At 64.8% G+C, this 14,003-nt stretch carries 15 protein-coding genes and 1 tRNA gene; 11 read left to right on the forward strand and 5 right to left on the reverse strand.

The genetic code is table 11. The features are described from left to right. Window positions 1-20: 20 nt before the first annotated feature. The 8 genes from M0209_RS00090 to M0209_RS00125 all read left to right on the forward strand — a co-directional run bounded on the left by M0209_RS00090 (window position 21) and on the right by M0209_RS00125 (window position 7,966). Window positions 21-584, forward strand: a complete 564-nt coding sequence (locus M0209_RS00090) for a Uma2 family endonuclease (protein ID WP_258886139.1) — start codon at window positions 21-23, stop codon at window positions 582-584. Between the two features lie 60 nt (window positions 585-644). After that, a complete protein-coding gene (locus tag M0209_RS00095; RefSeq protein ID WP_258886140.1) occupies window positions 645-2,750 on the forward strand; it encodes an amidohydrolase family protein in 2,106 nt (701 codons plus the stop codon). 65 nt (window positions 2,751-2,815) lie between these two features. Then, window positions 2,816-3,832, forward strand: coding sequence for an NAD-dependent epimerase/dehydratase family protein (locus M0209_RS00100; RefSeq protein ID WP_258886141.1), 1,017 nt, complete (start codon window positions 2,816-2,818; stop codon window positions 3,830-3,832). 5 nt (window positions 3,833-3,837) lie between these two features. Next, window positions 3,838-5,016 carry an acetyl-CoA C-acyltransferase gene (locus M0209_RS00105; protein WP_258886142.1) on the forward strand — a complete coding sequence of 393 codons (1,179 nt, stop codon included), beginning with the start codon at window positions 3,838-3,840 and terminating at the stop codon, window positions 5,014-5,016. 96 nt (window positions 5,017-5,112) lie between these two features. Then, window positions 5,113-5,628: a glycine zipper 2TM domain-containing protein gene (locus tag M0209_RS00110; protein WP_258886143.1), complete on the forward strand. Its 516-nt coding sequence runs from the start codon at window positions 5,113-5,115 to the stop codon at window positions 5,626-5,628. A gap of 238 nt (window positions 5,629-5,866) precedes the next feature. Then, a complete protein-coding gene (locus M0209_RS00115; protein WP_258886144.1) occupies window positions 5,867-6,328 on the forward strand; it encodes a cytochrome c in 462 nt (153 codons plus the stop codon). After that, complete coding sequence (locus tag M0209_RS00120) at window positions 6,328-7,029, forward strand: cytochrome b/b6 domain-containing protein (protein WP_258886145.1); 702 nt, start codon at window positions 6,328-6,330, stop codon at window positions 7,027-7,029. Before M0209_RS00115 ends, M0209_RS00120 begins: the two co-directional genes overlap by 1 nt. 37 nt (window positions 7,030-7,066) lie before the next feature. Then, window positions 7,067-7,966, forward strand: a complete 900-nt coding sequence (locus M0209_RS00125) for a dienelactone hydrolase family protein (RefSeq protein ID WP_258886146.1) — start codon at window positions 7,067-7,069, stop codon at window positions 7,964-7,966. 16 nt (window positions 7,967-7,982) lie between these two features. Here M0209_RS00125 and M0209_RS00130 read toward each other — a convergent pair. From M0209_RS00130 to M0209_RS00145, 4 genes are all read right to left on the reverse strand, one after another. Further along, window positions 7,983-8,058: transfer RNA gene (locus M0209_RS00130), tRNA-Thr, on the reverse strand. A 65-nt stretch (window positions 8,059-8,123) separates the two neighbouring features. Continuing rightward, window positions 8,124-8,990 carry a hypothetical protein gene (locus M0209_RS00135; RefSeq protein WP_258886147.1) on the reverse strand — a complete coding sequence of 289 codons (867 nt, stop codon included), beginning with the start codon at window positions 8,988-8,990 and terminating at the stop codon, window positions 8,124-8,126. Further along, the gene (locus tag M0209_RS00140; protein WP_258886148.1) at window positions 8,987-9,322 is read right to left on the reverse strand and encodes a hypothetical protein; all 336 of its coding nucleotides are present in this window, start codon (window positions 9,320-9,322) and stop codon (window positions 8,987-8,989) included. Before M0209_RS00140 ends, M0209_RS00135 begins: the two co-directional genes overlap by 4 nt. Next, a complete protein-coding gene (locus M0209_RS00145) occupies window positions 9,319-10,608 on the reverse strand; it encodes a replication-associated recombination protein A (protein ID WP_258886149.1) in 1,290 nt (429 codons plus the stop codon). Before M0209_RS00145 ends, M0209_RS00140 begins: the two co-directional genes overlap by 4 nt. Before the next feature lie 109 nt (window positions 10,609-10,717). Between M0209_RS00145 and M0209_RS00150 the strand changes: the two genes are divergently transcribed. Together M0209_RS00150 and M0209_RS00155 are read left to right on the forward strand one after the other, a co-directional pair. Beyond that, complete coding sequence (locus M0209_RS00150; protein ID WP_408988221.1) at window positions 10,718-11,314, forward strand: PadR family transcriptional regulator; 597 nt, start codon at window positions 10,718-10,720, stop codon at window positions 11,312-11,314. An 86-nt stretch (window positions 11,315-11,400) separates the two neighbouring features. Continuing rightward, window positions 11,401-11,724: a DUF2218 domain-containing protein gene (locus tag M0209_RS00155; RefSeq protein ID WP_258886150.1), complete on the forward strand. Its 324-nt coding sequence runs from the start codon at window positions 11,401-11,403 to the stop codon at window positions 11,722-11,724. Window positions 11,725-11,728: 4 nt separating this feature from the next. Here the strand turns inward: M0209_RS00155 and M0209_RS00160 are convergent, their stop codons facing one another. Next, on the reverse strand, window positions 11,729-13,033 hold the full coding sequence (locus M0209_RS00160; protein ID WP_258886151.1) for an LPS-assembly protein LptD: 1,305 nt from the start codon (window positions 13,031-13,033) through the stop codon (window positions 11,729-11,731). 322 nt (window positions 13,034-13,355) lie between these two features. Here M0209_RS00160 and M0209_RS00165 point away from each other — a divergent pair, with 322 nt between their 5' ends. After that, window positions 13,356-13,847, forward strand: coding sequence for a nuclear transport factor 2 family protein (locus tag M0209_RS00165; RefSeq protein WP_258886152.1), 492 nt, complete (start codon window positions 13,356-13,358; stop codon window positions 13,845-13,847). Window positions 13,848-14,003: the final 156 nt, after the last annotated feature.

Genomic DNA, 14,003 nt, shown 5'->3' on the forward strand with positions numbered 1-14,003 from the left:
AGAGGGTGTATTCTCAACCTATGACGGCCCTAGAACGCCTCGACCCCGCAAAGGCTGACAAGCTCGGCGTCGCCGATTTCGAGCGCCTATACAGCGTCGGCGCGTTTGCTGACTTGGGGCGGATCGAGCTGTTGGACGGGGAGGTCGTCAAGTTGAGCGCTCAGGCACGTCCGCATCTCCGCCTCAAAACCGCAATCTTTCTGTCGCTCCGCGATGCCGTCATCGAACATTTTCCTGCGCTTACTGTCTTCCCGGAAGGCACGGTCGTGCTGAGCGAGTATGACGCGCCTGATCCCGATGTGCTTGTAACTGACGATGCCGAAGGCAGCGGTTTCGTGCGAGGGGCATCGGTTCCGCTCGTCGTCGAAGTTTCCGACACCACATTGCGTGCCGACCTCGGGCGCAAAGCAATCCTTTATGCGAGCGCGGGCATTGCCGAATACTGGGTCGCCGATGTCAACGGGCGCGTACACCAGATGTGGTCGCCATCATCTGAAGGGTATCGCGAGCGGCGAACGATAGTGTTTGGTGAACCGATCAATTCGGTCGAATTGATTGGCGTGAGCGTGGTCGTCACCGCCTGAACTGCACCTTGCACCGCCTCGCAGGTTCGGGCAACTCCCTCATCATAGGGAGAATTCCATATGATCCACCGCCACTTGATCGCGCTGCTTCTGGCCGCCACGAGCACTGCCGCGCTTGCCGAAACCGAACGTTTTGCGGTGTTTCGCAAAGATGTGAACATCGGCCGCGTCGTCGTCGATACCAGCGGCGATGCCGCAAAGATCGAATATGACGTCAAGGATAACGGGCGCGGGCCGACGGTAGCGGAGGCACTGACGCTCGATGCGGGCGGCTTGCCGTCGAGCTGGAAAATCACCGGTACGCAGACCTTTGGCGGCAAGATCGACGAAAGCTTCGGACGCGCGGGTACGACCTCGACATGGCGCGATGCGGCGGGGCCGGGGACCGCCAAGGGCCCAGCCAAGCTCTATATCGCACAAAGTGCCAGCCCTTATGCCTTGCAAATCTATGCCCGCGCGATCCTGAAAGCGGGCGGCACGCTGACCGTGCTCCCGGCGGGGACGCTGTCCATGACCAAGCGCGAGACGATGGTACTCAAGGGGCCATCGGGCGATATGCCGGTCACGCGGTATGAATTGGCGGGCCTCGACCTGACGCCGGTCACTATGTTGCTCGACGCGACCAACCGCCTGATCGCGCTGCCGTCGGCGGGCGGGGGTGTCACGCGTGCGGGATTTGAAAGCGAAAACCCGCGCCTGCGCGAACTGGCCGCCAAATGGCAAGGCGAGCGGCTCGCGACGATCCAGCGCGAGACAGCGAAACATTATCCGGGACCAGTGCGGATCACCAATGTCCGGCTGTTCGATCCGGCAACGGCAATGCTGACGGGTCCAATGTCGGTTGTCGTCAACGGGCGCGAGATTGCCGGGGTGCAACCCAATGATAGCCCCGTTACGTCGGGCGAAACCGTCATCGACGGCGCCGGCGGGACACTGGTTCCCGGCATGACAGAGATGCACGCGCATTTGTCGGGTGATAGCGCACTGCTCAACCTGCTCGCGGGCGTCACGACGGTGCGCGACATGGGTAACAGCAATATGGTGCTCGACGCGCTCGACCGGCGGATTGAAAGCGGCGAGGTGGCAGGGCCGCGTATCATGCGAACCGGTTTCATCGAGGGGAAATCACCGTTTAATTCGTCGAACGGCTTTGTCGTGGACAGCGAGGCGCGCGCGATCGAAGCCGTGCGCTGGTATGCGGCGCGTGGCTATATCGCGATCAAGATCTACAACAGCATCACGCCCACCTGGGTGCCAGCTATGGTTCGCGAAGCCCATGCGCTGGGTATGAAGGTGATGGGCCATGTGCCCGCCTTCACGAATGCCGATGCGATGATGGCGGCGGGCTATGACGAACTTACCCACATCAACCAGCTGTCGCTGGGCTGGATCATCAAGCCGGGCGAGGACACGCGCACGTTGTTCCGTCTGACTGCGCTCGGGCGGTTGCCGATGCTCGATCTCGACTCAGCGGCGGTGCAGTCGACGCTCGACACGATGAAGGCAAAGGGGATCGCGCTCGACGCGACGCTGGGTATTCACGAGAACTTGCTGCTCAACCGCGATGGCACGGTTGCGCCCGGGTCGGTCGATTATGTTGCCCATATGCCCATCGGCGTGCAGCGCGACCTGAAACAGGCGTGGAGCAACCCGGACACATTCGGTGGCGATGCCAATGCGCGCGCGGCCTATGCCAAGCTGATCGAGATTGCGCGCCGGGCGACAGCCAAAGGGATATTCCTTGTGCCCGGCACCGATACCGGCGGCTCGTTCACTTTCCACCGCGAGCTGGAGATCATGACGCAATTGGGGATGACTCCGGGGCAGGTGCTGGCGCGGGCGACTGGCGGCATGGCAAAATATCTGGGGACCGACCAGCGTCTGGGCAGCATATCGCGGGGCAAGCTCGCCGATTTCTTTCTTGTTCCCGGCGACCCGACCAAAGACATGAAATCGATCAAGACAATCAGTTTGGTGGCGAAGGACGGCGTGTTTTATTTTCCCGCCGAAATCTATCCACGCTTTGGCATCACGCCGTTCACAGCGTCGCCCAAAGTAACGGCACCCGACCCGAGCAATAAGGGAACGCTGACCGTGTCACGCGACGATGCCGCAGTGCGGCAGGGGTATTCTTCGATGCTGGAGGGCGAAGTCCACCGCCACTAACTTGCCTCGACCCGCGCGTCCGGTCACATTGATCGGTAGCGAATCAAAACGGACGGAGAGCGGTGATGGCGGGAACAGTGCTCGTATCGGGCGGCAGCGGCTATATCGCGGGCTATGTCATCCGCCAGCTGGTGGGGGAGGGTTGGACCGTCCGCACCACCGTCCGCAATCTGGCGCGCGAGGCCGAAGTGCGGCGGGTGCTCGCGGTCGATAACGCCAAGCTGTCGTTCTTCGGTGCCGATCTGGAGAGCGATGCAGGCTGGGCCGAGGCAATGGCAGGATGCAGCCATGTCGCGCATGTTGCCTCGCCGTTTCCGGCAACCGCCCCGAAGCACGATGACGAATTGATCGTTCCGGCGCGCGACGGCGCGCTGCGGGCGTTGCGTGCCGCCAAGGCAGCGGGGGTGCGCCGCTTCGTCATGACATCGTCGACGGCCGCGATCGGCTATGGGCATGCCGGTGTCGAACGACCATATACCGAGGCCGAATGGACCAACGTCCATGGCCCGAACCTCTCGGCGTATGTGAAATCGAAGACGATTGCCGAGCGCGCTGCACGCGACTGGGTGGCGCGCGAGGGTGGTGGCATCGAGTTCTGCACGGTCAACCCCAGCCTCGTCCTCGGCCCGGTGCTCAGCGCGGACATGTCGACGTCGGTCGAGGCGGTGAAGAAACTGCTCGACGGCAGCGTGCCGGGACTGCCCAACCTGTCGTTCCCCGCCGTCGATGTGCGCGACATTGCCGATTTGCACGTGCGTGCGCTGAATGCACCTAACATGGCGGGTGAACGCTTCATCGGATCTGGGCCGACGGCGACAATGGCTGACATGGCAGTTATTCTGAAGCGCCGGTTAGGAACCGAGGCGCGTCGCGTACCGACCATCAAATTGCCCGACTTTCTCGTGAGGATCGCCGCAATGTTCGATCCTGTCATGCGCCAGGTCACAGGCGAATTAAGCAAGCCCAAGACAATGGACGCGAGCCACGCGCGCGACAAACTCGGCTGGAAGACCCGGCCTATCGAGGAAAGCGTGGTCGATACGGCGCGCAGCCTGATCGACCTCGGTATCGTGAAAGTCTGACCTCTATGCCCGAAGCCGTCATCGTCTCGACCGCCCGCACCCCCATTGGCAAGGCGTACAAGGGGTCGCTGATCGACACCAACGGATCGACGCTCGCCGCGCACGTTATCCGTGCCGCTGCCGAACGCGCGCGCGTGACGCTCGACGAAATCGACGATGTGATGCTGGGATCGGCCCATCCAGAGGGCGCGACCGGCAATAATGTCGCGCGGGTTGCCGCCATCGAGGCAGGGTGTCCGGTGACGGTGCCGGGCATGACGCTCGACCGGAAATGCTCGTCGGGGTTGCAGACGATTGCGCTTGCCGCGCAACGCATCCTGTCAGGCGAAGAGGGCATCTACGTCGCGGGCGGGCTCGATTGCGTGTCGCTGGTCCTGCCGAACAAGAATTTGAAGCATTACTATTCGCCCTGGGTCGAAGCGAACCGGCCCGACCTGATGTTGCCGATGATCCCGACGGCAGAGAATGTCGCCGGACGCTATGGCATCTCCCGCGAGCAGCAGGACGCCTATGGCGCGCAATCGCAGCAGCGCGTCGTCGCGGCGTGGGAGGCGGGGCGGTTGGCCGACGAGATCGTCCCGATCACCGTGACCCGCAAGCAGCGCGACAAGGACGGCAATGTCACCGGCGAGCAACAGGTGATGCTCGACCGCGACGAGGGCATGCGCGGCGGGACGACCGCCGAAGGGCTGGCGGGCCTGAAGACTGTGGTCGAGGGCGGCACGGTCACGGCCGGGAACGCCAGCCAGTTATCGGACGGCGCGAGCGTCTGCGTCGTGATGTCCGACACCGAGGCGGCACGGCGCGGGCTGACGCCGCTCGGCATATTCGGGGGCTTTGCCGTCGCGGGGTGCGAGCCCGACGAAATGGGGATCGGGCCGGTGTTTGCCGTGCCAAAACTGCTCGCGCGGCACGGGCTGAGTGTCGATGACATCGACCTGTGGGAACTGAACGAGGCGTTTGCGGTGCAGGTGCTCTATTGCCGCGACCGGCTGGGCATCGACAATGACAAGCTCAATGTCGATGGCGGCGCAATTGCTATCGGTCATCCGTTCGGGATGAGCGGTTCGCGGCTGACCGGCCACGCGCTGATCGAGGGCAAACGGCGTGGCGCAAAACGCGTCGTCGTCACCATGTGCGTCGGCGGCGGCATGGGCGCGGCGGGCCTGTTCGAAATCGTCTGAAGCGACCTAGCCGCGCGATGAACGGAATGTAGTTTCCGGTTCATGCAACCTTGGCGCCCGCCCACCGGTTTGGCTCCTGTCTAAAGGAGACGAATCATGAAGAAGTTCATTCTGGCGATTGCGATGGGTGCTTCGGCGCTGACCGCTGTGCCCGCGACGGCGCAGAGCCGCGGCGAAATCAACCGCGAATACAACCGCGACGTGCGCGATGCCCGTCAGGACTACCGCCGCGACACGCGCGACGAACGCCGCGATTTCAAACAGGCCCGTCAGGAGGCCCGTCGTGACGCGTGGCGCGACTATCGCCGCTACGACTATAACCGTCCGGGTCCGCAGGGCCGCTATTACGCCGACAATTATTACCGTGACGGGCGCTACTATCGCCCCGTGCGCCTGACGCGGAACGACCGCATCTATCGCGGCAACGACAACCGTTACTATTGCCGCCGTTCGGACGGGACCACGGGTCTCATCATCGGCGGGATTGCAGGCGGCCTGATCGGCAACCGCATCGACCGTGGTGGTTCGGGCATCCTCGGGACCATCCTTGGTGCGGGCGCGGGTGCTGCCATCGGCAGCTCGATCGACCGCGGTCAGGTGGTCTGCCGCTAGACTAAAAGGGGTTTGGCACCGGTGGCCGGGTCGCATACGCCGCCGGTGCCGCCCCTGATATGGTGCCGAATACGCAACACCTGTTGCCCGGATAAGGGGTGCCCGCAGCGTCGGGCATCCCCATTTGGGGTATGCGGCGAATTTATTGCCCGCGCGTCGTTCTTATCGGACGGGCTATAGGCGGCGGGCCAATTCGCGTTATAGCATTGCCCAGTACCCCTCGGGAAAGGTGCCCATTATGCGGACGTCGAGCATTACGAAAATTCTGGTCGGTGGCGCTGTTGTCGTCGCAACCTGTGCGATTGCGGCGAAGCCCGCCGACGTGATTGCCGCACGGCAAGCCAACTACAAGCAGATCGGCAAGGCCATGAAGGGCATCGGCGACGAGCTGAGAAAGCCCGAACCCTCGGTCCCGGTGATCCAGGCGAGCGCCAAGACCATCGTTGGTCTCGCGCCGCACGTCCTGAAATGGTTTCCGAAAGGAACTGGCCCGGAGGCGGGCGTGAAAACCGGGGCGTTGCCAGCGGTCTGGGAGAAATGGCCCGATTTCAAGATTGCGGCCGTAAAGATGTTTGCCGCCAGCAAGGCGCTCGACGCCGCTGCCGCGACCGGCGATCTCGCCAAAATCAAGCCTGCCGTCGGTGCCCTTGGCGGCACCTGCAAGGGCTGTCACGAGACATTCCGCGCCAAGGACAGCTGATGGCGGAGCCGTCGGGGATCGTGGCGGAACCGACCGCCGGAACGGCGCGCATCAAGCTGTGGGATGTGCCGGTTCGCTCGATCCACTGGGCCATCGTGCTGTTGATGCCCGCGCTGTGGTGGACCGGCGAAGAGGGCGACCTGACCCTTCACAAGCAGCTTGGCTATGTCATGCTGATGCTGGTCGCGTTCCGGTTGTTCTGGGGCTTTTTCGGTAGTTCGACCGCGCGCTTTTCGTCGTTCCTGAAGGGGCCGCGTGCCATCGTCGCCTATGCGTCGGGCCTGTTCGGCGAAGAGTCCGCGACTGTCGTCGGACATAACCCCATCGGCGGGTGGAGTGCGGCGCTGCTGCTCGGGCTGCTCGCCGCTCAGGTCGCCATCGGCCTGTTTGCGCAAGACGTCGACGGGATCGAATCGGGACCGCTGTCCTATCTGGTGTCCTATGACACCGCCGATGCGGCGCGCGGCTGGCACCATTTGCTCTTCAACATCCTGCTCGGCTTCATCGCACTGCATGTCGCGGCGATCCTGTTCTACCTGTTCGTCAAGCGTGACAATCTGGTCGGGCCGATGGTCACGGGGTCGAAGCAGGTGACGTCGGCTGTCGAGCAGCCACGCTTTGCGCCGCTGTGGCGTGCCGCGGTCGGGGTCGTGCTCAGCATGGCGCTGGGATGGTGGATTTCGGCGGGCATCCCCCACTAAAAGCGTGCGGGCGCGAGCGTTTTCAAGGAGACAATCTGTGGCCGACCGTCGTGAACCCCTGACCGCCCAAGACTTCCCGCGCGAAGTGCTCACCCTGTTCGACAAATATGTCCATGGCGGCCTGTCGCGACGCGGCTTCCTCGATCAGTGCGCGGCGCATGTCGGCACAATGGCGGCGGCATCGGGTATCCTCGCCGCGCTCGCGCCCGATTTTGCCAGCGCGCAGGTCGTGCCGCTCGATGACAAGCGCATCGGCACATCGAAAGTCGAGATCGCTTCGGCCAAGGGATCGGGTTCGATTTCGGCCTATGTCGCTAAACCGGCCAAATCCAGGGGACGCAAGCCCGTGGTGCTCGTCGTCCACGAGAACCGGGGCCTGAACCCGCATATCGAGGACATCGCGCGGCGGCTCGCGGTCGACGGCTTTATCGCAATCGCGCCCGATGCGCTGACCAAGCTCGGCGGCTATCCCGGCGACGAGGACAAGGCCCGCGCGCTGTTCGGCCAGCTCGATCAAGCGAAGATCCGGGAGGATTTCCTTGCCGCCGCCGCCTACGCACTTGCGCTGCCCGGCGGGAACGGGAAGCTCGGCGCGGTCGGTTTTTGCTACGGCGGCGGCGTGGTGAACATGCTCGCGACCAAATTGCCCGCCTTGCGCGCGGGCGTCCCCTTTTACGGCGCGCCGGCACCGCTTGACGGCGTCCCGGCGATCAAGGCGGAGCTGCTCATCCAGATGGCGGGCAATGATACACGGATCAACGGTCTGTGGCCGACGTACGAAACTGCGCTGAAAGCGGCCGGGGTCAAGTATCAGGCGCACATCTACCCGGGCGTCGAGCACGGGTTCAACAACAACACGACGCCGCGTTTCGACAAGGACGCGGCGGCGCTGGCCTGGGCGCGGACGCTGGCCTTGTTCAAACGGACGCTGGTCTGAACTCTGGCTGGGTAAATGGTGCCGGCTGCAGGGATCGAACCCGCGGCCCCCTGATTACAAATCAGGTGCTCTACCATCTGAGCTAAGCCGGCGTCTTGGAGGCCTGATCGAACCGCCCGCAAGCGGGCTACGATCTGGCGCGAGCGTTCCCATAACGTCAGCGGATGCCGAACGTCCAGCCTTCGGTGTGACGCACGGCGTCGAGTCCTTGCGGCTGCCACAGTCCTGCTTCATCCGCGACCGTCCGGAGCCACGCCGCCGCGATCAGCGCATCGGTGGCGTGATCGGTATAGCGGGGCAGGGGCGCATGCGGTTCGCTGCCGAGTGCTGCCAGTGCAGTATCGAGCGTCGCGGCATCGCGGATCTTGCTCCGCCCTTTGGCAATCCCCGCGGCGCGCGCGGCCAGCGTTGTATAGATCTCGACGACCACCGGACCGCTCTCGGGCCGCGGATCGACCGGCCAGAGCGGCAGATACCCGTCGAGCCGGTGGAGCATCCGCATCCCCGTCAGGCTCGATTTGCCCACCTGCGCCGCACCGACCAGGTTGAAATTGCTGTAGGGACTGAGCCCCTGTTCGCGCTGCCCCTGTTCGGTAACGCGCAGCCGCCCGCGCCCGATGCCGAAACGGTCGCCGGTGCGGTTGCCGTGGCGGCGGAAATGGCGGCTGGCCTCGGGGTGGTCGACGAAGCTTGACGCCGCCAGATGCGGGTCGTCGGCACAGATGTCCTCGACAAGCGCCCAGAGCGCGCGGGCGTCGGCAGGGCTGTCGGCCCAGCTGGGAAAGAACGCCCCGCAATCGGCGAACGCGAATGAGGTGCTCAGGTCAAGTCCGACCAGCGTATCGGCGGGAAGCTCGTTCAGCAGCCAGTCGAGGACGTCCTGCCGCGACCACACATGCCCGGGACGCACGAGCACCGGCGCGCCGCTCCCCGCCCCGCAAATCGCCACCGCAATCCCCGACTGACGGGGTCCGACCGCGCCGGACCAGTCGACGGCGGCGAAGTGGGCGAAGCGCGCGCTCACCCTTTCTTGCGCGGTCGCGGCTTCGGTCGGCTACGCGCCCAGGCGTGCGCGGCCTCGATCATCGCGAACACCCGTTCGGGATCGGGTGTGTCGAACCGCACCAGCACCCCCGGCCAGCCGACATAGTGCGGCGCCTGCCAATAGGTGTCGGGGTCGGTTTCCTTGAGCATTTCGACGGTGTCGAGGTCGATCATTAGCACGAACGACCCTGCCTCGCGCCCGACGCCGACGATGGCGCGGCCGTTGGTTTTGACCGAAGGGGTGCCGTAATGGTTTTCGAGCACCGTGTCGGGCAGCGTCAGGCCGAAGGCGATGATATCGTCATAGGTCATCCGCGCTCGCTCCGCAGCTTGTTCCAATGCGCGATCCGCTCCGCGACTTTTGCTTCGAACCCGCGCTCCACCGGCGCGTAAAACGTTGCGGGAGTCATTTCATCCGGCCAGTAATTCGCGCCCGAAAACCCCTCGTCAGTGTCATGGTCGTACGCATAGTCCTTGCCGTATCCGAGCGTCTTCATCAGCTTCGTCGGGGCGTTGACGATGTTCATCGGTGGCATCAGCGATCCGGTGTCGCGTGCCGCTTTCCACGCCGATTTCTGCGCGGTGTACGCCGCGTTCGATTTGGGCGCGGTCGCCAGATACAGGCAGGCCTGAACGATCGCGAGTTCGCCCTCGGGCGAGCCGAGGAACTCATAGGCGTCCTTTGCCGCAAGGCACTGCACCAGCGCCTGCGGATCGGCGAGGCCCACATCCTCGCTGGCGAACCGCACAAGGCGACGGAGCACGTAGAGCGGCTCCTCGCCCGCGACGAGCATCCGCGCCAGCCAGTAAAGCGCGGCCTGCGGGTCAGATCCGCGCAGGCTTTTGTGCAGCGCGCTGATCAGATTGTAATGCCCCTCGCGGTCCTTGTCATAGACCGGCATCCGCCGGTGGAGCAGCGCGGCCAGCGCCTGCGGGTCGAGCGGCTCGGCGATCTCGACCGAAAACAAGGTCTCGGCCTGATTGAGCAAAAACCGCCCGTCGCCATCCGCACTGGCGATCAGGGCATCGCGGGCGTCGGGCCTCAACGGCAGCGCACGCCCCTCGGTGGCCTCGGCACGCGTCAACAACTCACCGAGCGCCGCCGCATCGAGCCGGTGGAGCACCAGCACCTGCGCGCGGCTGAGCAGTGCGGCGTTGAGTTCGAAGCTCGGATTCTCGGTCGTCGCCCCGACGAGCGTGATCGTGCCGTCCTCGACAAAGGGCAAAAACCCGTCCTGCTGCGCGCGGTTGAACCGGTGGATTTCGTCCACGAACAACAGGGTGCGCTGCCCGAGCGTCGCCGCATCGCGCGCGGCGGCGAACACGCGCTTCAGGTCGGCAACACCCGAAAACACGGCGGAAATACTCTCGAACCGCAACCCCACCGCATCGGCCAGCAACCGCGCAATCGTCGTCTTCCCCGTCCCCGGCGGCCCCCACAGGATCATCGACGCCAACTTCCCCGCCGCGACCATTCGCCCGATGGCCCCGTCGGGACCGGTCAGATGGTCCTGCCCGACAACCTCGGCGAGCGAGATGGGGCGCAACCGGTCGGCGAGGGGCGGGGGCGAAGCGGGGGCGGCAAACAGGTCGGGCATCGCGGCCTTAGATAGGGTCTAACGACAAAATTTGCACGGGCGCTCTTGACACGTTCAAGATATATCTTAGATAGGACATGTGATAACGAAAGGATTAAAGATGTTTCACATGCATGGAAAGCGCGGTGGCTGCGGCCCGCGCGGGTATATGGCGGTCTGGGGACCGGCGGGGCGCGGGGGTGGCTTCATGATGGGCCATGGTCGCGGGCTGCGCGGCGGTGGCCGTGACGGTAACGGCGGCGGGCGGCGCGGGCGGATGTTCGATGGCGGCGAGCTGAAGCTCGTGCTGCTCGGCCTGATCGGCGAGGCGCCGCGTCACGGCTACGACTTGATCCGCGAGATCGAGGAACGCACTGGCGGAGCTTATGCGCCCAGCCCCGGCGTCATCTACCCGACGCTGACGCTGCTCGACGACATGGGCCTGATCGAGGGCGTCGCCGACGGCACCAAGAAGCAGTTCGCGATTACCGAGGCGGGCCGCGCCGAACTGGATGCCAAGGCGGCGGAGCTCAAGGCCCTGATGGACCGCCTCGCCGAACTCGGTGCACAGCGCGCCAAGACCGACACCGGTCCGGTCAGCCGCGCGATGGGCAACCTTCGCGCCGTGCTCGCCAACCGCGTGACCGCCGACGGCGTGACGCCCGAAACGCTGCACGACATCGCGGCGCTGCTCGACGAGGTCGCGCAAAAAGTCGAACGGCTCTAACGACAGGACTCTGGCGATGCGGCTGACCAGGCTCGAACTGTTGCGACGTCGGGTCGGCCTCTCCCCGGCAAAGGAAACTACCGATAATGACCTACTCAAGCACGGCCATGGTGCCGACCAAAAGCGGCAGCCGCTACCTCCAGCAGCTGTGCAAGCACTGGGCGCATAACATGGCCGTCGAATTCACGCCCGAACGCGGGACGGTAGTCTTCCCGCGCGACGCGCGCGGGGCCGACTGGCCCGCCGACGGGCTGGTGACGATGATCGCGCATCCCGACACGCTCGAATGCCGCATCGACGCCAGCGTCGAGGGGCAGCGCGACGGGTTGAAGGGCGCACTCGCCCGCCATCTCGACCGCTTCGCCTTTCGCGAGGCGCCGCTGACCTTCGACTGGGTGGACGCGGCCTAACGCGTCAGAACGCCCGATTGAGCGCGAACTCCGCGTCCAGCCGCTGCGTCCGGTTGCGCGCCACGGTGGAGAAATTCCATTCGTAGCTCGCGCGGATCGCGGGTGCGAAGCCGAAGAAACGGAAGCGGCGGAACGTGACCGCAAAGCCGGGGCGCACTAGCCAGTCGTTGCGCCGCGCGGTCGCCCCGGGCAGCGCGGCATCGGCCTCGAGGTGCTGGACGGCGAGCGAGGCGGCCAGCGTCGTGCGACCGAATTCCTGCCAGCCGGTCAGGCCGATCCCTTCGAGCGTGTTGGCATAGCCGGGAATACGCGCCGACTGGCGCTGCGCGACGGCGGCGACGCGCCCGCCCGACCGCGCGGTAAACGCATGTTCGTAGATCGCGCTGGTCGTATAGATCTGGCCGTTGCGGTCGGTGTTGGTGTCATAGCGCACATTGCCGAAATTGATCTCGACCTCCATCTGGTCGCGATGCCCCAGGTTTTGCAGCCAGTTGACCGCAAAGGTGCTGGTCGTCGATGTCAGCCGGTCGCCATAAACGCGGAAAATCTGCCCGAACGTCGCTTTCACCCGGTCGCGCGGATGCTGGGTGACGGTGCCGAATTCGGCGATCAGGATGTGGTCGTTGAACCGCCCCTGGCGAAAGATATTGTCGTGGAGCGTAAACCGCCCCGACAGCAGCGTACTGTCCGAAATCGGCGTATTGCCGTACAGCTGGCTGCTGACCCGCACACCGTTGCCCGACCGGTCGTCGGCCCCGTCGGTCAGCGAATAGGGCGAAATGCTGTTGTTGATGAGGGTCGCGACGCTCGGCCGGTGGATGTTGCTGCTCGGCGCAAAGGCGACCTCGATGCTGCCGCCGACCGGGCGCACCGCCAGCAGGTCGCGATTGTAATTGTCGATAAAGGGCTGAAGCTCGGCAGGCAGCCCCTTGGCCTGCGCCTGCCGCAATTCGCGGCGACCCGAGGGTTCGCGGCCCATGAGCGCAAAGGCACGCGCGAGCTGGATACGTGCAATTTTCCAATGCGGCTTTTCATCGAGGGCGGCGCGTAACAGGACGGCGGCGGCAATGAACTTGCGCCGTTCGAGCAGCAGCATCGCGTGGCGGTAGCGTGCCTCGCAGCGGACATCGATGTCGGGGTCGCGCGCCAGTTGCTTGAGCAGATCGATTGCCTTGCCGCCCGCGCCGGTCGCCAGCGCGGCGTCCACCTCGGCAAAGGGCGTCTTTGCGTCCTGCGCACGTGCAGCCGTGCCCAGCGCGGCACCGCACGCCAGCGACACAGCCATCAATATGTGCGACCCCCGCCTCATTCTTCGACCCTGCAATTCAATCCCTCACCGACGCGCTGTCGCGCCCCGGCCAAAACCGCTTCCTGCCTGTAGTGCGATCGACGGTAGCCGATGAATTCGGTCTGAATATCCGGATCGCGAGTCGCCTGCGTAAACGACGTGCCGACGCTTGCCAAGCGTCCGGCCGGGTCGACCGGAGCTGAACAGCCCTGCGGTCGACGCGCGTATCGCGCTGGCGGTAATCGGTCGCCGACGCCCCCGCCCGCCGGATTGCAATTGCATCGGAACCGCGCAGGCGCATGGTGTGCCCGACCGGCCAGTGCCGACGATCCGGGAGAGGGTGATGAACGCGTTTGTGACCGCCGAATGCGGTATCCGCCAGCTGCATGCGCGATTTTCGGATGCCGTGTGGCGGCAGGATGCCAATGATTTTGCCGCTTGCTTTGCCACCGACGGCGAATGGAAGATCGCAGGCATGCACATGCACGGCCGCGCCGAAATCGGCGACGCGTGTACGCGGCTGCTCGGGCGCTGCTCGCACATCCATTTGCTAGTCGGCCTACCGATTATCGAGGTCGACGGGGCGACCGCGATCGGTCGCCTCAGCATGACCGAGTTCGCGCGGATGCACGACGGCAGCACCGCAATGACCATCGGCTGGTACCACGACCGCTATGTCGAACAGGACGGACGCTGGCGTTTCGCCCACCGCCACTGGAGCATGAAATATCGCGGCGCTCCCGACCTGACCGGCGGATTCGTCGATACGCCGGATTACGGGTCGTTTCCGGGGATGCCGGGGGCCGAAGAGCCGACGTACGTTCGACCGGCCTGAGAACGCTCTTCTTCGAGCGCCAGCGAGAAGCCCCGCCGAGCGGTAGCGAGGTGCCTGTCGCACTTCTCGCTGACGCTCGAAGGAGCACCTCGCTGGCGCTCGGCGAGGTAGGTTGCATCCTACACCCGCATCCAACAGTCGCCCCGGCGATGCTTT

This window comes from Sphingomonas sp. SUN039 (assembly GCF_024758725.1).
Classification (GTDB): domain Bacteria; phylum Pseudomonadota; class Alphaproteobacteria; order Sphingomonadales; family Sphingomonadaceae; genus Sphingomonas_O.